This is a genomic window from Arthrobacter oryzae, from assembly GCF_031454875.1.
In the GTDB taxonomy this organism is placed as follows: Bacteria; Actinomycetota; Actinomycetes; order Actinomycetales; family Micrococcaceae; genus Arthrobacter; species Arthrobacter oryzae_D.
The window spans coordinates 116,959-137,449 of record NZ_JAVDRQ010000006.1 but is presented as its reverse complement, the minus strand read 5'-3'; the positions used below and the strand labels follow the sequence as shown (position 1 = coordinate 137,449).

Annotated in this window: 20 protein-coding genes; 2 read left to right on the top strand and 18 right to left on the bottom strand. The window is 64.0% G+C overall.

The window, feature by feature from the left end:
• Positions 1-29: 29 nt before the first annotated feature.
• The 9 genes from J2805_RS12480 to J2805_RS12440 form a co-directional block, all read right to left on the bottom strand.
• Entirely contained in the window at positions 30-830 is an 801-nt protein-coding gene (locus J2805_RS12480) for an IclR family transcriptional regulator (protein WP_309976585.1), read from the bottom strand.
• A gap of 203 nt (positions 831-1,033) precedes the next feature.
• Positions 1,034-1,495, bottom strand: coding sequence for a molybdenum cofactor biosynthesis protein MoaE (locus tag J2805_RS12475; RefSeq protein ID WP_309976583.1), 462 nt, complete (start codon positions 1,493-1,495; stop codon positions 1,034-1,036).
• Positions 1,482-2,366 carry a formate dehydrogenase accessory sulfurtransferase FdhD gene (gene fdhD / locus J2805_RS12470; RefSeq protein WP_309976581.1) on the bottom strand — a complete coding sequence of 295 codons (885 nt, stop codon included), beginning with the start codon at positions 2,364-2,366 and terminating at the stop codon, positions 1,482-1,484. Before fdhD ends, J2805_RS12475 begins: the two co-directional genes overlap by 14 nt.
• 85 nt (positions 2,367-2,451) lie before the next feature.
• Positions 2,452-3,723 (bottom strand): molybdopterin molybdotransferase MoeA, encoded by a 1,272-nt coding sequence (locus J2805_RS12465; protein WP_396134330.1) that lies wholly within the window; start codon positions 3,721-3,723, stop codon positions 2,452-2,454.
• Positions 3,724-3,865: 142 nt separating this feature from the next.
• Complete coding sequence (gene fdhA, locus J2805_RS12460) at positions 3,866-5,083, bottom strand: formaldehyde dehydrogenase, glutathione-independent (RefSeq protein ID WP_309976579.1); 1,218 nt, start codon at positions 5,081-5,083, stop codon at positions 3,866-3,868.
• Positions 5,084-5,336: 253 nt separating this feature from the next.
• The gene (locus tag J2805_RS12455; protein ID WP_309976577.1) at positions 5,337-5,741 is read right to left on the bottom strand and encodes a GlcG/HbpS family heme-binding protein; all 405 of its coding nucleotides are present in this window, start codon (positions 5,739-5,741) and stop codon (positions 5,337-5,339) included.
• A 106-nt stretch (positions 5,742-5,847) separates the two neighbouring features.
• Positions 5,848-6,450 (bottom strand): GTP cyclohydrolase I FolE, encoded by a 603-nt coding sequence (folE, locus tag J2805_RS12450; RefSeq protein ID WP_309976575.1) that lies wholly within the window; start codon positions 6,448-6,450, stop codon positions 5,848-5,850.
• Positions 6,447-8,774, bottom strand: coding sequence for an FdhF/YdeP family oxidoreductase (locus J2805_RS12445; RefSeq protein WP_309976573.1), 2,328 nt, complete (start codon positions 8,772-8,774; stop codon positions 6,447-6,449). Before J2805_RS12445 ends, folE begins: the two co-directional genes overlap by 4 nt.
• 12 nt (positions 8,775-8,786) lie before the next feature.
• Positions 8,787-9,659, bottom strand: coding sequence for a methylenetetrahydrofolate reductase (locus J2805_RS12440; protein ID WP_309976571.1), 873 nt, complete (start codon positions 9,657-9,659; stop codon positions 8,787-8,789).
• A 190-nt stretch (positions 9,660-9,849) separates the two neighbouring features.
• On the opposite strand from J2805_RS12440, the gene J2805_RS12435 reads away from it, so the two are divergent.
• Positions 9,850-10,527 carry a GntR family transcriptional regulator gene (locus J2805_RS12435; protein WP_309977006.1) on the top strand — a complete coding sequence of 226 codons (678 nt, stop codon included), beginning with the start codon at positions 9,850-9,852 and terminating at the stop codon, positions 10,525-10,527.
• Here J2805_RS12435 and J2805_RS12430 read toward each other — a convergent pair.
• The 4 genes from J2805_RS12430 to purU all read right to left on the bottom strand — a co-directional run bounded on the left by J2805_RS12430 (position 10,524) and on the right by purU (position 15,595).
• Complete coding sequence (locus J2805_RS12430) at positions 10,524-11,396, bottom strand: bifunctional 5,10-methylenetetrahydrofolate dehydrogenase/5,10-methenyltetrahydrofolate cyclohydrolase (RefSeq protein ID WP_309976569.1); 873 nt, start codon at positions 11,394-11,396, stop codon at positions 10,524-10,526. The genes J2805_RS12435 and J2805_RS12430 overlap by 4 nt on opposite strands.
• Positions 11,393-12,019, bottom strand: coding sequence for a cyclodeaminase/cyclohydrolase family protein (locus J2805_RS12425; protein WP_309976567.1), 627 nt, complete (start codon positions 12,017-12,019; stop codon positions 11,393-11,395). Before J2805_RS12425 ends, J2805_RS12430 begins: the two co-directional genes overlap by 4 nt.
• Positions 12,020-12,133: 114 nt before the next feature.
• A complete protein-coding gene (locus tag J2805_RS12420; protein WP_309976565.1) occupies positions 12,134-14,626 on the bottom strand; it encodes a GcvT family protein in 2,493 nt (830 codons plus the stop codon).
• A gap of 54 nt (positions 14,627-14,680) precedes the next feature.
• Complete coding sequence (gene purU / locus J2805_RS12415; RefSeq protein WP_309976563.1) at positions 14,681-15,595, bottom strand: formyltetrahydrofolate deformylase; 915 nt, start codon at positions 15,593-15,595, stop codon at positions 14,681-14,683.
• Positions 15,596-15,716: 121 nt separating this feature from the next.
• On the opposite strand from purU, the gene J2805_RS12410 reads away from it, so the two are divergent.
• Positions 15,717-16,397 carry a GntR family transcriptional regulator gene (locus tag J2805_RS12410; protein WP_309976561.1) on the top strand — a complete coding sequence of 227 codons (681 nt, stop codon included), beginning with the start codon at positions 15,717-15,719 and terminating at the stop codon, positions 16,395-16,397.
• On the opposite strand, the gene J2805_RS12405 is transcribed toward J2805_RS12410, so the two are convergent.
• The 5 genes from J2805_RS12405 to J2805_RS12385 all read right to left on the bottom strand — a co-directional run bounded on the left by J2805_RS12405 (position 16,394) and on the right by J2805_RS12385 (position 20,410).
• Positions 16,394-16,660 carry a MoaD/ThiS family protein gene (locus J2805_RS12405; protein ID WP_309976559.1) on the bottom strand — a complete coding sequence of 89 codons (267 nt, stop codon included), beginning with the start codon at positions 16,658-16,660 and terminating at the stop codon, positions 16,394-16,396. The genes J2805_RS12410 and J2805_RS12405 overlap by 4 nt on opposite strands.
• Positions 16,661-16,667: 7 nt before the next feature.
• Entirely contained in the window at positions 16,668-17,792 is a 1,125-nt protein-coding gene (gene moaA / locus J2805_RS12400) for a GTP 3',8-cyclase MoaA (RefSeq protein ID WP_396134328.1), read from the bottom strand.
• 42 nt (positions 17,793-17,834) lie between these two features.
• Positions 17,835-18,020, bottom strand: a complete 186-nt coding sequence (locus J2805_RS12395) for a hypothetical protein (protein WP_309976558.1) — start codon at positions 18,018-18,020, stop codon at positions 17,835-17,837.
• Positions 18,021-18,105: 85 nt separating this feature from the next.
• Positions 18,106-20,046 carry a BCCT family transporter gene (locus J2805_RS12390; protein ID WP_396134327.1) on the bottom strand — a complete coding sequence of 647 codons (1,941 nt, stop codon included), beginning with the start codon at positions 20,044-20,046 and terminating at the stop codon, positions 18,106-18,108.
• A 133-nt stretch (positions 20,047-20,179) separates the two neighbouring features.
• Positions 20,180-20,410, bottom strand: coding sequence for a Rieske (2Fe-2S) protein (locus J2805_RS12385; protein ID WP_309977001.1), 231 nt, complete (start codon positions 20,408-20,410; stop codon positions 20,180-20,182).
• Positions 20,411-20,491: the final 81 nt, after the last annotated feature.

The following is a 20,491-nucleotide window of genomic DNA, read 5'->3' as shown; positions in this document are numbered from 1 at the left end:
GCGGTAGGCCTGGCCCGTCGGGGCCGGGCCTACCGGCGTCTGTAGCCCATTTTGGCGCTGATGCTCAGACCTGCCTCGCGGAGGCCGTCAATGAGCCCGGGCTGTTCCTCCGGCGTGAACCGGAAGGCCGGGCCGGAAATACTCACGGCAGCGATGACGTTGCCCAGGTGGTTGTAGATCGGCACTGCAATCGCCGTCAGCCCGATCTCAAATTCTTCGTTAACGACCGCGTAGCCATCGCGGGCGACGTTCAGCAGTTGCTTTTCCAGCACCGCACGGCTGGTGATGGTACGCGGAGTGCGGGCCGGCAGGCCGATCCGCTTGAGGATCGCGTCCCTTTCATCGGCTGTCAGTGCAGCGAGCAGCACCTTGCCGCTGGAAGTGGCGTGCAGCGGCGTCAGGCTGCCCACCCAGTCATAGGTGGCCAACGTCGACGGGCCCATGGCCTGGTCCACGTTGACGGCGTAATTCGATCGCAGGACGGCAAGGTTGACCGTTTCCTTATACGCCGCTGCCAGACTCTCCAGGACTTCCCTGGCCTCGTGCACTACGCTCAACCGGCCGGGGATGGATGATGCCAGGCGCAGGATGCCGAAGCCCAGCTGGTACTTTCCACGTTCGCTGTTCTGGCGGACCAGTTCACGGCCCACCAGGGATCCCACCAGCCGTGACACCGTGGATTTGTGGATGCCCATCTCCTCGGCGATTTCGCTGACACCAGCGTCGCCCTCCCTGGCGAGGATTTCCAGGATCTGGAGGGCGCGGTCCACCGATTGGACGCCACCAGCCTGTGCGTCTGCGTCCTTGTCCGGGTCATTGCGTGCGGCCATCGTGCCTCGTGTCGTTGTCCATGCAGGGCGCTTGAGCCCGGAGGGTTCCAGCCGCCCTGCTCCCACATCTTCTTTCATCCTAGACCGATGCGGCCCTGGCCCCCTCAACCGGCACATCGTGGGGGAACGCAGGACACCCCGCCGCGGAGGAGCCGTGGCGGGGTGTTCGGGTTGGCGCAGCGCCAACCGGGGGCAGTGAGGTGTTAGCCGGTCTTCTCGGCTGCTTCGGCGCCGATCCATTCCACGGCGCCGTTGCTGAGGAATTGTTCCTTCCAGATCGGCACACGGAACTTGATCCGGTCCACGAGCTCCGAGCACACGGCAAAAGCCTGTCCGCGGTGGGCAGCAGATACCGCGCACACGAGGGCGGGATCGCCAACGTTGAGCATTCCGACCCTGTGGGCGGCCCAGATGCGGACAGGCTGCTGCGCCTCCCCGGAGTGTTCTGTGACGAGCTCGGCCACGACGCCGGCCAAAATCTGCCGCGCGGTGGGGTGCGCGGTGTAGCTCAACCTGTCCACAGCCTTCCCGCCATCATGGTTTCGCACCACTCCACTGAAGCTCGCAACTGCACCCGCTTCGTCGCCCTCAACCGCAGCTATGGCGAGGTCCACGGAGATGGGCGCCTCGCTGAGCTCAGCGAAGACTACGTCAAAGTCGGGCATGATTGTCCTCACTCGCCAGCTTGCGTGGGCGGGTCAGCCTGTCCCGGCCGGCGTAAACGTTGAAGCTGTTTCCCCTGCTGAATCCGACCAGCGTCACTCCGGTCTCAGCGGCCAGGTCCGCGGCCAGACTGGAGGGGGCGCTCACGGCGGCCAGCACGGGAATACCCGCAAGCGCCGCCTTTTGGACGAGCTCGAAGGAGGCCCGCCCCGAGACCTGCAGCACGGTGCCGCTCAAGGGCAGAAGGTCCTGGCGCAAGGCCCAGCCCACCACTTTGTCCACTGCATTGTGTCGGCCCACGTCTTCCCGGAGGCATAGCAGCTCCGGTCGTCCCGAATCGTCAATCCTGAACAATCCGGCTGCATGGACGCCGCCGGTCTTGTCGAACACGGCCTGTGCCGCGCGCAGCCGGGCGGGAAGTTCGGCGAGAACGTCCACCGGGACGCGCAGCTGATCCTGCGCGGGATCGAAATGGAGGGTCTTGCGGACGGCCTCGATGGAATCGGTGCCGCAGATGCCGCAGGAGCTGGAGGTGTAGACGTGCCGCATCGTGTCCGGCATGACGACATCCGGCCGAAGCTGGGCTTCCACCACATCGAACGTCTGCCGGCCCTCGGCTTCGCCGGCGCAGAAGCGCAGGGAAATCAGCTCGGACTGGCCGCGGATGATGCCCTCTGAGACCAGGAACCCGGCCACCAGGTCAAAGTCATCTCCGGGCGTCCTCATGGTCACGGCGAAAGAGCGGCCGCCGATCCGGATTTCCAGGGGTTCCTCAGCGGCCAGGACGTCTTCCTTGAACCGGACCGGGTATTCGGTTTCCGATCCGTCCAGGTGGAAGCGGTGAATCTTTCGGCGCTGTGTCATGCGTGCCATGGGGTATCCCGTCGTCGCTTGGTGGTGGACAACAGCTCCGGGTGGCCGAGTCCGTCCGTTGTGAAGGTCATGCTTGCCAGGCACATCACCGCAGGGAGGCTGCCAGGGCGGAGGAGCTCCACGGCAGGGGTACGACAGGAACCCGCTCGCCGGAACAGACGCCGCGAGGGGGAACAGCCATGATGCAGTCGGCCCATGCCAGGCCGCGCATCATGCCCGGGCCCGTATGGGATGCGGGGAACGCCAGCCCGTGGAAAATTTTTGCGGGTATGAGACGTGTCCGGCCCGCATCCGGCCCGATGTCATTGCCCGAGATGATGTGGTCGACCGGGCGCAGCGGCGCGTTTCCAAGTGCGGCCAACAGCGGGGCCCCGATTGTTATGAGGGCCATCATGGCGGCCAACGGATTTCCGGGCAGTCCGACGACGAATCGGCCGTCCGGGAGTTCGGCCAGCACGGCGGGGTGGCCGGGACGCATAGCGATACCGTCCAGCAGCACCTTCCCGCCAAGGGCGGTCACGGCAGCCCGGAAATGGTCCGTTCCGGACCGGCCGGTACCACCGGTGGTTATGGTCACGTCCGCTCGTTGTCCCGAAGGCCCGGGAGCATCCGCGAGGGCCGCAAGCCACTCTTCGTAGGAGTCCCCAATCCTGAGGGGGCTACCGGGAATTCCGCCCAGCAGGGATATAACGGTCCCCAACTGCGGACCGAAGGTGTCCCGGACCTGTCCCGGTGCGGGAACGCCCGACGTTACTACCTCGGACCCGGTGAGTACGATGGCGATCACCGGTTTGCCCTGGACCTGCACCTCGTCGTGGCCTGCCACCGCCGCCAGGGCGACGTGGGCCGGGTTGAGGATGGTGCCGGCCGGGATGAGCACGTCACCGGCTCCGGCTTCTTCGCCTGCCGGACGTATGTGCTGGCCCCGTTGCGGCTCGCCGTATTTCGCGTCGGCGGTGGGCGTGAGGAGGGACTTGCCGGCCGGACCTTCGGAGACCTGGCCGCTCTCCTTGCGGAGGATGGCCTCCGCACCGTCAGGTACGAGTCCGCCGGTGGCAATGACTCCGGCCTGGTCCGCGGAAAGTGCGTGTCCGGGTTCTGCAAGGGTCCAGGGTCCGCCGCCGTTTACGGCCCAGCCGTCCATTGCGGACGAGGCATAATGCGGAAGGTTTTGCAGCGCGGTCACGTCCCGGGTCAGCGTGCGCCCTGATGCTGCCGCGAGGGGGAGGTTCACGGCCGGGAGAGGGTTGGCGCACTCGTAGGCCATTTGCCGGGCTTCGGGCCACGCGGGAGACGGTGCGAGGACAGGCGGGTGCTGGGAAGCGGGAGCGCCGGCGGCGGTGTCATGGGGGAGCATCGATGCCGCCTTCCTGAATGTCTTGAAGCAGTGGATGTCTGGGGCAGTGGATGTTTGGTGCAGAACAGCGCGGACCGGGGACTGCAAGGCTTGCACCCGTGTGGTGTTTGCTTTGCAGCCCCCGCAAATCCGCTGTCGCGTGCTAGGCCTTGACGTAGCCGTTCGGGTTCAGCACGAACTTCGTTGCCGCTCCGGCGTCGAATTCGGCGTAGCCGCGGGGCGCTTCCTCGAGCGGAATGGCCTTGGCATTTACTGCCTTGGCGATCTGGACCTTGTCATGCAGGATGGCCATCATCAACTGGCGGTTGTAGGACATGACGGGGCACTGTCCGGTGGTGAAGGACAGGGACTTTGCCCATCCGGTGCCCAGGGACAGCGAGAGGGAGCCGTGCTTGGCTGCCTCGTCGATTCCGCCCGGGTCGCCGGTGACGTACAGGCCGGGGATGCCAAGGGCCCCACCTGCCGCAGTAATGTCCATGAGGGAATTCAGCACTGTGGCCGGGGCTTCATGGGATGCATCCCTGCCGTGGCCGCGAGCTTCGAACCCAACAGCGTCGACGCCGCAATCGACCTCGGGGACGCCCAGGATCTGTTCGATCTGGTCTTTCGGGTCTCCGTTGGAAACGTTCACCGTTTCGCACCCGAAGGAGCGGGCCTGCGCGAGGCGGTCTTCGTTCATGTCGGCGACAATCACGACGGCGGCGCCAAGCAACTGTGCGCCGACGGCGGCTGCCAGGCCCACCGGGCCGGCGCCGGCGATGTAAACGGTGGACCCGACGCCGACTCCGGCGGTGACGGCGCCGTGGAAGCCGGTGGGGAAGATATCGGAGAGCATGGTCAGATCCATGATCTTTTCCAGGGCCTGGTCGCGGTCCGGGAACCTGAGCAGGTTCCAGTCGGCGTAGGGGACAAGTACGTATTCTGCCTGGCCACCCACCCAGCCGCCCATGTCCACGTAGCCGTAGGCGCTGCCAGGACGGTCGGGGTTGACGTTCAGGCAGATGCCGGTCTTTCGTTCCTTGCAGTTTCGGCAACGGCCACACGAGATGTTGAAAGGTACCGAGACGATGTCTCCGACCTTGATGAACTCCACATCCGGACCAACTTCCACCACTTCGCCGGTGATTTCATGGCCGAGGACGAGGTCCTGGGGGGCAGTGGTGCGGCCGCGTACCATGTGCTGGTCCGAGCCGCAGATGTTGGTTGTTACCGTTCGCAGGATCGCACCGTGGGGTACTTTCCGGCCCACATTGGCTGGGTTGACGCCCGGCCCGTCCTTGAGTTCGAACGTCGGGTAGTCGGTATTGATGATTTCGACGACACCGGGTTCCTTGTAAGCGACGGCTCTGTTTCCTGACATGGACACTCCTTGGCTGCGGGGATGGGGGTGGTGCTGGGGTTGGGTGCCAGGCTCGCCGTGTCGGATTGCCTTGCACTGGTCCGGCAAGTTGCCGGCGCTGCCCCGTTGCCCGAGAGTGGTGCTTCGATGAGGATACCTCCCCAGGTGTCAGGCCACCGAAGCACCATTCACGGGAACGGGACAGCTCATCCTTATTGGGGACGGAGGCTGTCACCGGGATGCCGTGCCAGCGGGCACGGCATCCCGGTTCTGTTCAGCTCTGGGCAGCCGCGCCCGCGGAGGCTACGGTGTGGTCATTCTCCACAGTGCTGCCACTGACGCCGATCGCACCAATGACGGTGCCGTCGCTACTGTGCAGCGGAAGACCGCCCGGGAAGGTGATGAGTCCGCCATTGGACACTTCGATGTTGAACAGCGGGCCCCCTGGCTGGGACAGTTCACCGATGGCTCCCGTGGCCATGTCGAAGAAGCGGGCGGTGCGGGCCTTCTTGATGGAGATGTCGATGCTGCCGAGCCATGCCCCATCCATGCGGGTGAAGGCCTTGAGGTTTCCGCCGGCGTCCACCACCGCGATGTTCATTGAGGTGCCGGTTTCGCGTGCCGATTCGCGGGCAGCAGCCAGGACGGCGTCGGCCTGGGCTTGAGTGATATCAGACATTGTTTCTCCGTTGATGGTGTCTGTAGGGTACTGATATTTTTAATAGCTCAGTAAAGATATATCAGTTACATCGTATGGTAGCCGGGAGACTGTGTCCAGAGATTTCTCAGCGGCCGAGAATCAGGCTCAGCGCCTCGGCACGGGCGGCCGGCAGGCGCAGTTCACCACGGACAGCTGAGGTGATGGTCTTGGCTCCCGGCTTGCGGATGCCCCGCATGGACATGCACAGGTGCTCGCACTCGATCACCACAATCGCGCCCAGGGGCCGCAGCGATGCGACCAGTGCGTCCACCACCTGGGTGGTCAGCCGCTCCTGGACCTGCGGCCTTCGTGCAAAGACGTCCACCAGCCTGGCCAGCTTGCTGAGGCCGGTGACGAGTCCCTCGGCGGACGGGATGTAGCCCACGTGTGCCACGCCGTGGAAGGGCACCAGATGATGTTCGCAGGTGGAATAGAACGGAATGTCCTTGACGATGACCATTTCACCGTGGCCAAGGTCGAAGGTCCTGTCCAGGACGGCCAAGGGATCCTCATGGAGCCCGCCGAACATTTCAGCGGCGGCCCGGGCTACGCGGGCCGGCGTGTCCGCCAATCCGGGCCTTTCCGGGTCCTCCCCGATGGCCAGAAGGTATTCGCGGATAGCCCGTTCTATCCTTGGACCGTCCACTCCTTTGGCAACAGTCGCTTCAGCGGTCAGGGCGGCGCTCACGCTTGGGCCCGTTCCAGCCGGACAACAACCGACTTGGACGTCGGCGTTCCGCTCGTGTCAGCTACGGAGTCAAGCGGCACGAGGACATTTGTTTCCGGGTAGTAGGCGGCGGCGCAGCCTTTGGGCGTTGAGTACGAGACGATCCGGAAGTTTTCGGCCCGGCGCTCCGTCCCCCGGAATTCGGAGATGAGGTGGACCATCTCGCCGTCAGCGAATCCCAGCTCGACGATATCGTTTTCGTTGACCAGGACCACGCGGCGTCCGCCGTGGATGCCGCGGTAGCGGTCATCCTTGCCGTAGATCGTGGTGTTGTACTGGTCGTGCGAGCGCAGCGTCTGAAGGACAAGCCGTCCCGCGGGGACCCTGATGAATTCCAGTTCGTTGCCCGTGAAGTGGGCCTTGCCCGAAGGCGTATCGAACTTCCTGGCGTCCCGGGGCGGGTGGGGAAGGACGAACCCGCCGGGGTTTTTGATCCTTTCCTCGAAATTCTCGAAACCGCTGAGGACCGCCTCGATGTGTTTCCGGATGATGGAGTAGTCGTCCCTCATGGCGAGCCAGTCGGCTTTGGGGGTATTGGGCAGCGGGAGGTTCTCGCTGCCGGTGAAGATCCTGTGGGCGATGTTGCACACAATGGCCACTTCGGAGTGCAGGTGCTCACTGGCGGGCTTCAGGCGTCCGCGGGAGGCGTGGACCGCACTCATGGAGTCCTCCACGGTCACCCTCTGGTCGCCGGTGCGCTGGGTGTCCTTCTCGGTGCGTCCCAGCGTCGGAAGAATCAGCGCACGCCGACCCGTCGATACGTGCGAATGGTTCAGTTTCGTGGAGATCTGTACCGTCAGGCGGGTGTTGGCCAGCGCCTGTTCCGTGACCTCGGAATCCGGAGCCGCCCGCACGAAGTTGCCGCCCATGCCGATGAACACGCGGACCTTGCCGTCCCGCATGGCGCGGATGGCGGCCACGGTGTCGAATCCGTGCGCCCGGGGGGAGAGGAACTGGAACTCGTGGTCAAGCCGGTCGTGGAACTGCTCCGGCATCTTCTCGAAGATACCCATGGTCCGGTCACCCTGGACGTTGGAGTGGCCGCGCACGGGGCAGACGCCGGCTCCGGGCTTGCCGATGTTGCCTTGGAGTAGCAGGACGTTGACCACGTCGCGGAGGGTGGGGACCGAGTGCTTGTGCTGGGTCAGGCCCATGGCCCAGCAGACGATCGTGGCGCTCGAGGCCAGCAGGCGCTCGCCAGTGGACTTGATCTGTTCCAGTGTCAGTCCGGTTGCTTCGACGATGTCGTCCCATTCGGCCTTTTCGAGGTACCGCAGGTATTCATCGATGCCGACAGTGTGGTCCTTGATGAATTCATGGTCCAGCACGGTGGGGAGGCCGGGGGTCTTGCGCCCTTCGGCTTCGGCTTCGAGAAGGTATTTGCCAAGCCCCTGGAAGAGGGCCTGATCGCCGCCGGCACGGATCTGCAGGAAGTCGTCGGTCAGTTGCGTGCCCACCACCATGCCCGAAATGTTCTGCGGATTCTCGAACCGCAGGAGCCCGGCTTCGGGGAGTGGGTTCACGGAGATGATGACGGCGCCGTTCTTCTTCGCCTTCTCCAGGGCGCTGAGCATGCGCGGGTGGTTGGTGCCGGGATTTTGACCCGCCACGAAAATCAGCGACGCGGTCTCCAGGTCCGTGAGGCTGACGGAGCCTTTGCCGATGCCGATCGTTTCGACCAGGGCCGAGCCGGACGATTCGTGGCACATGTTGGAGCAGTCGGGCAGGTTGTTCGTCCCTATGCCCCGGACGAGGAGCTGGTAGGCGAAGGCTGCCTCGTTCGAAGTCCGCCCGGAAGTGTAGAAAACCGACTGGTCGGGGTGCTCCATGTCCCTGATCTCCTGGGCGATCAGCTCATAGGCGTCGTCCCATGCGATGGGCTTGTAGTGGGTTGCGCCGTCTTCGAGGAGCATCGGATGCGTCAGCCGGCCCTGCTGGCCCAGCCAGTAGTCATCGCGCGTCTTCAGGTCCGCAATGGAGTGCTTCGCGAAGAATTCAGGCGTGACGCGGCGCAGCGTAGCTTCTTCGGCCACCGCCTTGGCGCCGTTTTCGCAGAATTCGGCGGCGTTGCGCTTTTCGTGTTCAGGCCAGGCGCAGCCCATGCAGTCAAAGCCGTCAACCTGGTTGACTGCCAGGAGTGTCTGGACGCTGCGCAGCGGGCCCATTTGCTCAAGGGAAATTTTTAACGCGTTTGCAACGGCCGGAAGGCCGACGGCAGTCGTTTTCGGCTTGGTGAGGGTCAGCTTTGACTCATCGATATTTTCGCGGGGGGCTTTCGAGGCCATGCGATTTTCCCTTCAGATCTTGGCAGGAGATAGAGCCTGCGGGCGTTTGAAGCCGGGTGTGGAGCGAGGCTCCAGCAGCGGAAGGCTGTCCAGAAGTCCCGGCAGCCGGTCGAAGTCGTTGAAGGTGTAGACATGGAATCCCGCAAACAGGGGTTCGTTTGCCAGTTTTTGCTGTACTTCCCGGATGAGGCGGGCGCTGTCAAAGTCCAGCATGTCGCCGCGTCGCCAAAGGGCTCGAGCCATGCCCGTTCCGCGCGCCAGTTTGAGTGATCGGCCCACTCCCAAGCGAGCGCCCATCGCGAGCAGTTTCGTCACGGAGACCGGACCGGGGACACCGACCCATACGGGGAGCCGGACCCCGCTGCGCCGGAGTGCCCCAACATATTGACTGATGGCATCGGCGGAGAAGCACATCTGCGTCACCAGGGAAGTGGCCAGGGGCGCCTTGGCCTCCAGGCTGTTCCTCAACTGCTCCGCACTGAAGTGCGGGTGGCCTTCCGGATATCCGGCGACACCGACAGACATGTCCGGGGCGAAGGCCTTGACCTCTTCCATGAGTTCGCCGCTCCAGGAGTACGGTCCTGCAGGCGTGCGGCGGTCACCTGCCACGAGGAAGAGTTCGTTGATGCCTTCATCGATCAGGCGCCGCAGCATTGTGTGCAGTTCGGCTTGGCTGCCGATGCTGCGGGCGGCAAGGTGCGGGACGGGCTGGTAGCCGCTCCGCGCAAGATCGATCGAAGTTGCCACCGTCTTCCCGGGCCCGTGGTGCGGAAGGCACGTGACGCTCACTGTGCCAGGTGCCTCGAAGATGAGCGGAAGCCGGCTGAGCAGGTCGGCAGAGGGAACAACTTCCAACCGCAGTTGCGCGGCAGCTTCCGTGTTCATGGTTCTCCGTTCATTGGCCACCGTCCGGGTGCCCGGTTGCGGCAGTCGTCCGCACCTGGAAGGGAATGCTGACATTCCTATTCCTATGTACTGATATATCAGTTCTAGGAATAGTATGTTTCATGGAGCGGTTCGAGTCAAGGCTCCGTCACGCAGCGGAAGGAACCTGAAAGTGACACCCAGCGCCGAGATACCGGTCGAAACCGGCAGTGCCGATGTACCCGCACGCCAGTCCGACGAGACATACGCCGACTATGCCTATCGGGTCCTGTGCGACGAACTGATCGTCCTCGACATCAAACCCGGGGAACCGCTCAACGACGACTCCCTTTCGCGACGGCTCGGAGTTGGCAGGACGCCCATCCGGGAAGCCATGAAGCGTCTTGAGAGCGATCATTTGGTGGTGGCCTACCCCCGCCGGGGGACGTTTGCCTCCAGCGTGGACATAACGGACCTGGCCGAGATTTCCGAGATACGGCAGCTCCTGGAACCTGTCGCATCAGCGCGCGCCGCCCGGGTGGCCTCGCCGCGGACGAAGCAGGAATTGAGGGAGTTCGCCCGGGAAGTGGAACAGCTCCTGGCCGGCCGGCAGGCGCAACGGGACCTCATGCGGTTGGACATGCGCGTTCACCGGGCGATTTACCGGGCGGCCGGCAGCCGGCACCTGGAGGATGTCCTGATTCGCTACGACAACCTGGCGACCCGGATCTGGAGCCTCGTCCTGGAAAAGCTGCCTCCGGTCTCAGAGCACATTGCGCAGCACATCGAATTGCTTGAAATCATCGCGGACGGCGACCCGGAGGCGGCCGCCCGGCTGACCTCCAAGCACGTCACCGAATTTGAGAACCTGATCCGGGCCGTCCTTTAGCCCACGGGCAACCGGCCGGCCACTGACTGTTCACGTGCGGCCTCGGCGGTGTGCAGGATTAGCAACGCCGTGGTCACCGACCCGACGCCCCCGGGGACCGGAGTCAGGGCCGCTGCAACTCCGCGGACGCTGTCTGCGTCCACATCTCCCACGAGGGAACCGTCCGCAAGGACGTTTGTGCCGACGTCGACTACCACCGCTTCGGGTGAAACCTGGCTGCCGGTCAGCAGTCCGGTCCGCCCGGCAGCGACAACCACGATGTCGGCGGCGCGGGTGTACTTCTCCAACGGGCCCGACCTCGAATGGCAGACGGTGACGGCGGCATCCCTTGCCAGAAGCAGAAGGGAGAGCGGCTTTCCTACGACGGCGGACCGGCCCACCACGACGACGTTCCGGCCCGCCACCGGGATATCGTAGTGGTCAAGGATTTCGACGACGGCGCGGGCCGTAGCGGGAGCGAAGGCGGGCTGACCCACGGCCAGCCGGCCAAGGCTCAACGGATTCGCTCCGTCGATGTCCTTCTCCGGGGCGATGTGACCCACCAGCTCATCCGTCCGGACATTGGGAGGCAGCGGGGTCTGCAGGATGATGCCATTGACCTCCGGTGCCGCGCTCAGGTCCCTCAGTACGCTGGCCAGGACTTGCTCTGTTGCGTCGTGTCCCAGGTCGATGATTCGGCAGCCGACACCAGCGCGTTCTGCTGCCCGCTCGATCGACCGGACGTACCAGAGCGTGGACTCGTCGTCCGTTGCAACGACGACGGCCAGGGTAGGGCGCAGGCCGTCGTTTTCGAGTGCCCTGGCCTCGTCCGTGGCCCTCTGCTGGATGAGGCCGGCCAGCGGCTTACCGGACAGCATTGCAGTGCTCAACTGAGGATCCTTTCGCGTACGCGTGCCGCAAGGGAGTCCGCTGCCAGGACGACTTTGTCCTCGAGCCCGTCTGTTTGATGGGCCAGCAGCGTGCGTGCCTCCGGGTCCTTGATGGCCACCACGTTGATGTCGATGTTCACGCGGGCTGTGGTCGCAGCCGCCCGGGCGGCATCGGCGGCAGCCGCGACGTCGCTGATGACATTCGGGTTGGCAACGTCGAACAGTTCGGTGGCCAGACCCACCACCGCACCGGCAACTTCTATAAGCTGCGCGGGAGTCTGCGCTGCCTGAACAAGGGCATCCCTAATGGCTGCCGCCCGTGCGGTCTTGAGTTCGTCCGTGCCGGCATCGAGTTTGTAGGCATCGATGACGCCCTGAAAGGCACGCTCGTCGGCGTCGGCGAGGCGCAGGGCTTCGCCTATGAGGTCGTCTGCGGCCTGGATGATTCGCTGCACCGTTGCGGCGTGCTGCTCGTATTTGCCGCCGGTAGTGTAACGGCCAACCATGGCGACGAGCGCGGCGCCCTGGGCGGCATGCAGGGCAGCAGCCGCACCTCCGCCTGGAGTGGGCTGGCGGGAGGCAAGCCTGGCGAGGTAGTCGCTAATTGTTTCTGAACTGATCATGGGTCCGTTCCTGGCTGGGGGCTGGGGATGCCCGTGGGAAAGGGACGCGGCCCGGACCCGGTTGCGAGGGGTCGGGTCCGGGCCGCGTGCCCTGGTGGATGGCCCTGCGGAAGGTCAGCCGCGAAGCCTGGTCATGGTGGGGTCGTACAGCGGATCCTCCGTGACGGTGGCTTGGATACGCCGGCCGAAGTACTCGATTTCCACGGAATCACCCAATGAGACTGCACTCGGCAGGTAGGCGTAGGCGATCGGCTTTGCAACGGTGTAGCCGTAGGCCGCACTGGTGACATAGCCCACCGCCTGGTCCTTGTAGAACACCGGTTCCTTGCCCAGTACGATGCTGCGGCCGTCGTCGACCGTAAGGCAGCGCAGGCGGCGTGCGGAGTTCTCCTCGGTGCGGCCTTCCAGTGCTGCCTTGCCGACGAAGTTTTCCTTGGCCATCTTCACGGCGAAACCCAGTCCCGCTTCCAACGGGTCGTGCTCCGTGGTCATGTCGGTGCCCCAGGAGCGGTAGCCCTTTTCCAGGCGCAGTGAGCTGAATGCGGCGCGGCCTGCGGCGATCACGCCGAACGGCTGACCGGCCTTCCACAGTGCGTCCCACAGGCGCTGGCCGTTGTCTGCGCTGGTGTACAGTTCCCAGCCCAGCTCACCGACGTAGGACAGCCGCATAGCGGTGACCGTGACGCCGCCGATGACTACCTTCTTGGCCCGGAAGTAGCGCAGGCCGTCGTTGGAAAAGTCGTCGCTGCTGACGGTGCTGATAAGGTCCCGGGCGAGGGGTCCCCACAGGCCGATGCAGCACGTTCCGCCGGTGGTGTCGCGCACCTGGACCCAGTCGCTGGCGGTTCCGTTTTCCGTCTGGTGGCGTGCGGCCCGCTCAAAGTAGGCGGTGTCGATGTTTCCGTTGGCTCCGAGCTGGAAGGTGTCTTCGCTCAGGCGGGCCACGGTGATGTCGCTTCGGATCCCTCCTGCGTGGTCCAGCAGGAGGGTGTAGGTGACAGCCCCGGGCTTCTTGGTCATGTCGGCGGTGGTCAGCTCCTGCAGCAGCTTCATGGCTCCGGGGCCGGAGACCTCGAGGCGCTTGAGCGGAGTCATGTCGTACATGGCCACCGCGGTGCGGGTCTTCCAGGCTTCGGCCGCGGCGATGGGCGAGCTGAACATCCCGGACCAGGCGTCACGTGCCGGCGGCTGCCATTCGTCAGGCATTTCCTTGAGCAGTTCGGCGTTGGCTTCGAACCAGTAGGGGCGCTCCCATCCGCCGCCCTCCAGGAAGTAGCCGCCCAGCTGCTTGTGGCGGGCGTGGAAGGGGCTGACGCGAAGGTTGCGCGGAGAGAGCTTGGGCTGCAGCGGGTGCAGGACGTCGTAGATTTCCACGAAGTTCTGCTGGGATGTTTCGCTGACGTACTCGGGGGTCAGCTGGACCTCTTCGAAGCGGTGGATATCGCAGTCGCCGAGGTCAATCTGCGACTTTCCGTCCACGAGGAGCTCTGCCACGGCACGGGCGATGCCGGCGGAGTGTGTGACCCACACGGCCTCGGCAACGAAGAAGCCATCCACTTCCTTGGACTCGCCCACCAGGGAGCCGCCGTCCGGGGTGAAGGAGAAGATGCCGTTGAAGCCATCCTCGATTTCGCTTTCACGCAGTGCCGGCAGGATCTGCTTGGTTGCTTCCCACGCGGGAAGGAAGTCTTCCAGGGTGAAGTCCAGGCGCGAGGGCATGTTGTGCTCGCTGATGCTGCTGGGCTCGTAGCTGCCCAGTTCGTCCAGGTCCACGGGCATGGGTCGGTGTGCGTAGGAGCCGATGCCGTAGCGCTCGCCGTGCTCGCGGTAGTAGAGGTCCTGGTCCTGGTGGCGCAGGATGGGGAGCTGGGCGCCGTTGGGCAGTTCGTTCTTGCCCTTCTGGGCGGGAACCGGCGTGGTCTTGACGTACTGGTGGGCCAGCGGGAGGAGCGGGACGGACATCCCGATCAGCTCGCCCACCTTGGCGCCCCAGAAGCCTGCGCAGGAAACCACGATGTCCGCCGGGATCACGCCGTCGGCGGTCTCGACGCCGGTGACGCGGCGGTTGGACTGTTCGATCCCGGTCACCTCGGTGTTGCCGATGTACTTCACGCCGGCTGCTTCGGTGCGCTTGATGAGCAACTGGACTGCGCGGGCAGCCAGGGCCAGGCCGTCGGTAGGTACATGGAGGCCGCCCAGGATGTCTTCCTCGTTGATCAGCGGGTAGAGCTCCTTGCACTCTTCGCGGGAGAGGATCTTGCCGTCGATGCCCCACGACTGCGCGTAACCGAGCTTGCGCTTGAGGTCTGCCAGACGGGTCTCCGTGGTAGCAACTTCAAGGCCGCCCACCTGGTTGAAACAGCTTTGGCCGTCCTCCGTGAGGGACAGGAGCTTTTCCACCGTGTACTTGGCGAAAAGTGCCATGGACTTTGAGGGGTTGGTCTGGAAAACCAATCCCGGTGCGTGCGAGGTGGAACCCCCGGGCATGTTCAGGGGGCCCTGGTCCAGGACGGTGATGTTGTTCCAACCACGGGTGACCAGTTCGTCGGCGAGGTTGGTGCCGACGATCCCGGCTCCAATAATGACAATGCTTGGCGTCGAAGCCATGTGGTTTCTCCTGCTGATTCTCGTGTGTTGCCTGTGCTGATGTGGTGGTTGTGGTTACCGGAACACCACGGTGCTGGTCTGGTCCAGCAGTACGCGGTGCTCGCAATGCCACCGCACAGCGCGGGACAAGGCCAGGGCTTCCGCGTCCTGGCCGATGGTGGAGAGGGTGGTGGGGCCGTACGTGTGATCGACCCGGATGACTTCCTGCTCGATGATGGGACCCTCGTCAAGGTCCGCAGTGACGTAGTGCGCCGTGGCCCCCACGAGTTTGACTCCGCGATCGTAGGCCTGGTGGTAGGGGCGCGCGCCCTTGAAGCCGGGAAGGAAGGAATGGTGGATGTTGATGGCCCGTCCCTCCAGGGCCCGGCAAAGGTCGTTGGAAAGCACCTGCATGTAGCGCGCCAACACCACGAGGTCGATGTTGTGCTCGTCGATCAGGTCGAGCAGCTGACGCTCTGCGTCTGCTTTGGTCTCGGACGTCACGGGAATGTGGACGAACGGAAGGCCCGCGGCCTCCGCCATCGCCCGGTGGGTTTCGTGGTTGGAAACCACCAAAACGAGATCCCCGCCCAGGCTGCCGCCGCGCCAGCGGAAGATCAGGTCATTGAGGCAGTGGCCGAACTTGGACACCATGACGAGGACGCGTTGTTTGGTCTGGTCGTGGACCTCGAACTTCATCCCGAAACGGTCCGCGATCGGACGGAACTCTTCTTCGAGCTTGTCCAGGGAGTAGGCCGACGAACGGGAGAACGCAGTGCGCAGGTGAAGTGTTTGGCGGAGGCCGTCGTCGAACTGCTGGTGCTCGTCGATATTGAAACCCCGCTCAAACAGGAAGGTGGTGACAGCCTGAACGATGCCCGCGCGTTCGCCGCACGACAGTGTGAGCACGAACTTCTGCCCGGGCTTGTCCGCTACTGCGGGGGACTGGGGCTGGGTGCTGGCGGATAAGCCGGTATCCACGAGGGTCATGGTTCCTCCTTTAGATATATTCTTGTGATTAGAACTGATATATTAGAACTGTCACCTAGCGTATACTGGTCATTGGGTGAGGTCAATAGCCATAAATGGCGTGATGGAAGGGGTTACTACCGTGGCATTTGAATCTTTGGCCTTTACGGATGCTGCGGCCGGAAAGTCCCTGGCGGACGTTGCGTATGCGAGCATCAGGGACCGGCTGCTGATGCTGGACATCAAGCCAGGCGACCTCCTTAACGATGAGGTTCTCTCCAAAGACCTCGGCGTGGGGCGGACGCCCGTGCGGGAAGCCCTCAAGCGCCTTGAGCTGGACCGCCTCGTGGTCACCTACCCCCGTCGCGGAACTTTCGCCACCCGGGTTGAGGTGACCGACCTTGCTTTCATCTCTGAAATCCGCGCCCAGCTTGAGCCATTGGCGGCCTCCCGGGCCGCGCGCGTGGCTTCGCCGGCAACCAGGGCGCGGTTGCGCAGCGTGATGGCGGAGGTTGAGGCCTTTGACGTGAGCGCTGCCTCGGTCGTTGAAACCCTGCGCCTCGACGCCAGCGTGCACCAAGGTATTTATGCAGCTGCTGCGAACCCCCACCTGGAAGACGTCCTCATTCGCTACGACAACCTTGCCACCCGAATCTGGTGCATGGTTTTGGACCGGCTTCCCGATCTCTCCCATCACGTCCGCGAGCACCTCGACCTGCTGCGTGCAGTCATTGACGGCGATGAGGCACGGGCTGCGGAGCTGGCTCGTGTTCACGTCAGCGGTTTCGAGCATGCTGTCCGCCAGGCTCTCTTTGCCGCTTAGCCTCCGGCAAAGGGCGGCAGGACGTCGATGACGTCGTCGGGCCGAAGGACCAAAGCACGGTCTCGGACGGCAATCTCGTTGCGCAGGAAGCTGCTCCTCGAGATGACTGCCGGCAACGAGGGGGCGCCGGCAGGGCGTGTCGGGCGATCCGAAGCCAACAGAGCGTCGATGAGTCCCTCCAGCGTGGTGCCCTCCGGAAGGTCGTGGCGTTCCTCTTCAACGCCGGCTGCTGCGCCGGCGGCGGCGAAATATCGTACAAGCAACTGTTGATCAGCCTCCGATGGCGCTCATGCTGCGGTCCGGCTGGATGAAGTCGGCGGCACCCAGCCCGGCATGGTCCATGCCATGGGCCCGGGGCTTGACCCACATGGCGTCCTGCCAGCGGCCGGCGAGCTCGTCGTCGTCCGCCCCGCCCCGCAGGAGGCCCAAGAGGTCGAACTCCTCGCGGGAAAACAAGCAGCTCATGATCTTTCCCTCGGCCGTGATGCGGGTCCGCCGGCAGTCCGAACAAAAAGGTTCCGTCACTGAAGCGATAATTCCGGCCGTTCCGAGTACTGGTCCCGTGGGCTCACCTGTGGCGCGGTCCCGGCGGCGGACCTGGAACCGCTCAGCCGGGGCCCCGTCACGTGCACCGGCGTCGGGCTGGAGGCAGAACTCCCGCGACAGGAGCGCATGCATCTCCGCTGCGGTGATCATCGTCCGCCTCGTCCACCCGTGGTCAGCGTCCAAAGGCATTTGTTCGATGAAGCGCAACTCGAAACCGTGATCCAGCGCCCAGGCCAGCAACCCGCATGCCTCGTGGTCATTGATTCCCCGCATAAGCACGGCATTGATTTTGAGGGGCCCCAGCCCCGCGGCCCGGGCAGCTTCCACGCCGGCGAGGACCTTGCCAAGGAACGGGCGCCGGGTCAGTTTCGTGAAGGTCTCCTCGTGCAGGGAGTCAAGGGAAACGTTGATCCGGGTAAGCCCGGCTTCCTTGAGAGCCCGCGCTTTCCGGTCCAGCCCCACGCCGTTGGTTGTCATGGAAATCGGGAGTTCCGGGTGCGCCTCACGCAGGGCGGCAATGATGGCAGCCAAGTCAGGACGGACCAAGGGCTCTCCGCCGGTCAGCCGCAGTTCCCTCACGCCCAGGCGCTTGACGCCGATTCCGACGATCCGAACGATCTCACCGGCCGTCATGACTGCCTGTTTCGAGAGCCACTCCAGTCCTTCCGCAGGCATGCAGTAAGTGCAGCGAAGATTGCACTTGTCCGTGACGGACAGACGCATGTCCGTTGCCTGGCGGCCAAAGCGGTCCACCAGGCCCGGTCGCAGGCCTGGCGGACGCGGTTCGGGTGCGGGTCCGCGGCCGTCGGGCGCGGCGCGTAGCACGGGGATTCCCAATTGAACGGTCACGATTTCAAGCCATGCATGTTTCGAGGAGCACTGCGGTCCTCGTCATCGCGAACCCGGGTCACTATCAATGTATGAGCCGGGCCGGGGCGTGGTGTGCTCGCAGGTGCAGCCCCCGTCAACCTGAAGCCGGACGGTCACGGGTGCGGATGCGTCCAGGTGGAGGGTCACGGTGTTGCTGCTGTCGCTGGAAACGCGAAGGATGGTGTCTTGTTCCTGATTCTGGGACATGTCTGTTTAACCTTTGCTGGTGAGATAAAAAAGTTCTGTCCCCGGCACCAAGGGGTTGCCGCCGGGGACAGAACTAGGGGATCAATTAGTTGAGATTGGTCTTTGGCTTGGTATCGCCGCTGACGGGCTTCCCGACAGTTGGGATACCGCCCGTTAGGGTTCCGCCGGAGCAGTCCGAGTCAGAGCACTTCTCGGCGCAATCGTGCCTGGTGACGAGGTCGAATTGGACGCTGCCATGCTGTTCCACTCCGGTACGAATGGCGCGCTCCACCACGGAGGTGGCCAGGCGCCGGCGCAAGGACAGCGGGTCGCGTCGGAGGTCCTTAGCCAGGGCGAAGCACAGCAGCAGCATGACCAGGACGAACGGCAGCGCCGCCACGATGGTAATGCGCTGCAGGCCGGACAAAGCTGCCGAGGGCTCATCGCCGCCGGCAAGGAGCATGACCGCCGCGACTGCACCGGTGAGCGTGCCCCAGAAAATGACCACTCCCCGCCGTGGCTCCTCGGCGCCGTTGGAACTTAGCGATCCCATCACAATGGAGGCCGCATCGGCACCCGTGATGAAGAAGATCCCGACCAGGACCATCGCAAGGACGATGACCGCTGCTGTCAGCCAGTCCGGCATCGACAGATTCTTGACCAGGTCGAAGAGGGCGCCATCAAAATTGATGGACGGGCTTCCGTCGACCATCGTTACCAGGCCCGGAGTGTTTGCCTTGTCGGCTTCCTCCTGGACATGGAACGCTGTGCCGCCGAAGATCGCGAACCAGATGACGCTGACGATGCTGGGGACAAGCAGGACGCCGGTGACGAACTGGCGGATGGTGCGGCCGCGGCTGATCCGGGCAATGAACAAGCCCACGAAGGGCGTCCAGGAAATCCACCAGGCCCAGTAGAAGATGGTCCAGCCGGACATCCAGGTGCGCAGGGCCTCGTCGCCGACGGCTTCCGTACGGGAGGACATCTCGGCGAGGTCTCGAGCGTAGTCGCCAACCGCGGACGGGATGAGATTCAGGATGAACAGGGTAGGACCGGCGACGAACACGATGAGGGCGAGGACCACGGCCAGGACCATGTTGATGTTCGAGAGCCACTGGATGCCGCGGCTGATGCCCGAGACGGCGGAGGCGACGAAGCAGGACGTGAGGATCGCTACGATCACCACGAGCACCGGAGTCCCGATTTCCCCTACCCAACCGTTCGATGTCATGCCGCTGCCGATCTGGAGGGCGCCCAGGCCCAACGATGCGGCGGTGCCGAAGAGGGTGGCAAAGATGGCCAGGATATTGATGAACTTGCCCACCGGGCCTTCCACCATCCTGATGCCGAACAGTGAGGTGAAGGCCGCCGAGATGAGTTGCTTGCGGCCCAGCCGGTAGGTTCCGTAGGCCATGGCGATTCCCACTACGGCGTACATGGCCCAGGGGTGCAGGGTCCAGTGGAAGATGGATGTTGCCATGGCAGTCTGGATGGCTGCGGGCGTGCGGCCGTCGACGGTTCCGGGCGGGGGAGAGACGTAGTGGTAGAGAGGTTCAGCGACGCCGTAGAACATGAGTCCAATACCCATGCCGGCCGCGAACATCATGGACACCCAGGAGACGGTTCGGAATTCCGGCTTCTCACCGTCCTTGCCCAAGGGGATGTTTCCGAACTTGCCGAGGGCCAGCCAGAGGACGAAAACAACGAAAAGGGAGGCCAGCACCATAAAGAGCCAACCGGTGTATTCCATCACCCAGTCGAGGGCGTCCTTGGAGGTGCTGGACAGGCTGTCCTTGCCGACAAAGCCCCAGATCACGAAGGCGACGGCGATGGCGCCTGTGATGCCGAAGGTGACCTTGTCGAGGGTTAGTTTCTGGTTCCGGCGTTCGGAGACAGCCTGCTCTGTTTTGCTCTGGCGAAGTTCCTCAAGGATCTGAGCGTATTCTTCTTCATCCGGCAGGCTTGCGGTTATGCCGTCCTCTGGTTCGAGGACTGCGGGTGGAATTTCCTCTGTGGAGATGCGCGTTGCTTCGCGGGAGCTATCCATACTTTCAGCGTCCGGGTTGTCGGGAGAATCCGCCGGACTGCTGTCGGTAGGAGCCTCGTTGGGTTTGGGGGATGTTATTTCACTATTAATAGCCATGAGCGGGTCCTTTTCTCGGCGAGTCATGGGCTTGCGTTTAAACATGGCCTTCGGGGGCTAGACCGGGCGGAAGGTTGGGGGCTTCGTCCGATTCGAGGACCATGGTGTTGCCGTCGACGATCTTGACTTTGTGTGTGCGGACCGGCAGGGTGGCCGGCGATGCATCCAGGTCACCTTCCTCCGTGAGGAAGACGGCGATAGACGGAGCGGTATCGAGCCGTCGTGCCTCCCCGGGAGCGAGTTCACTAAGCGGGCAGGCCTCGTGCATGGTGTGCACCTCTTTAGAGTTCAGGGACTGGATTCGCAAACGGTCTGCCTTGGCTTCGGAGGTTGTTCCGCAAGAGTCAAC

What these genes read in the sequence shown, in the direction of transcription:
- J2805_RS12390 (WP_396134327.1), bottom strand. Translation starts at nt 20,046, where the DNA reads ATGGATAGCTCCCGCGAAGCAACGCGCATCTCCACAGAGGAAATTCCA.
- fdhD (WP_309976581.1), bottom strand. Translation starts at nt 2,366, where the DNA reads ATGGCACGCATGACACAGCGCCGAAAGATTCACCGCTTCCACCTGGAC.
- J2805_RS12385 (WP_309977001.1), bottom strand. Translation starts at nt 20,410, where the DNA reads ATGCACGAGGCCTGCCCGCTTAGTGAACTCGCTCCCGGGGAGGCACGA.
- J2805_RS12420 (WP_309976565.1), bottom strand. Translation starts at nt 14,626, where the DNA reads ATGGCTTCGACGCCAAGCATTGTCATTATTGGAGCCGGGATCGTCGGC.
- J2805_RS12445 (WP_309976573.1), bottom strand. Translation starts at nt 8,774, where the DNA reads ATGGCCTCGAAAGCCCCCCGCGAAAATATCGATGAGTCAAAGCTGACC.
- purU (WP_309976563.1), bottom strand. Translation starts at nt 15,595, where the DNA reads ATGACCCTCGTGGATACCGGCTTATCCGCCAGCACCCAGCCCCAGTCC.
- J2805_RS12395 (WP_309976558.1), bottom strand. Translation starts at nt 18,020, where the DNA reads ATGTCCCAGAATCAGGAACAAGACACCATCCTTCGCGTTTCCAGCGAC.
- J2805_RS12440 (WP_309976571.1), bottom strand. Translation starts at nt 9,659, where the DNA reads ATGAACACGGAAGCTGCCGCGCAACTGCGGTTGGAAGTTGTTCCCTCT.
- J2805_RS12465 (WP_396134330.1), bottom strand. Translation starts at nt 3,723, where the DNA reads ATGCTCCCCCATGACACCGCCGCCGGCGCTCCCGCTTCCCAGCACCCG.
- fdhA (WP_309976579.1), bottom strand. Translation starts at nt 5,083, where the DNA reads ATGTCAGGAAACAGAGCCGTCGCTTACAAGGAACCCGGTGTCGTCGAA.
- J2805_RS12455 (WP_309976577.1), bottom strand. Translation starts at nt 5,741, where the DNA reads ATGTCTGATATCACTCAAGCCCAGGCCGACGCCGTCCTGGCTGCTGCC.
- J2805_RS12475 (WP_309976583.1), bottom strand. Translation starts at nt 1,495, where the DNA reads ATGCCCGACTTTGACGTAGTCTTCGCTGAGCTCAGCGAGGCGCCCATC.
- J2805_RS12480 (WP_309976585.1), bottom strand. Translation starts at nt 830, where the DNA reads ATGGCCGCACGCAATGACCCGGACAAGGACGCAGACGCACAGGCTGGT.
- J2805_RS12425 (WP_309976567.1), bottom strand. Translation starts at nt 12,019, where the DNA reads ATGATCAGTTCAGAAACAATTAGCGACTACCTCGCCAGGCTTGCCTCC.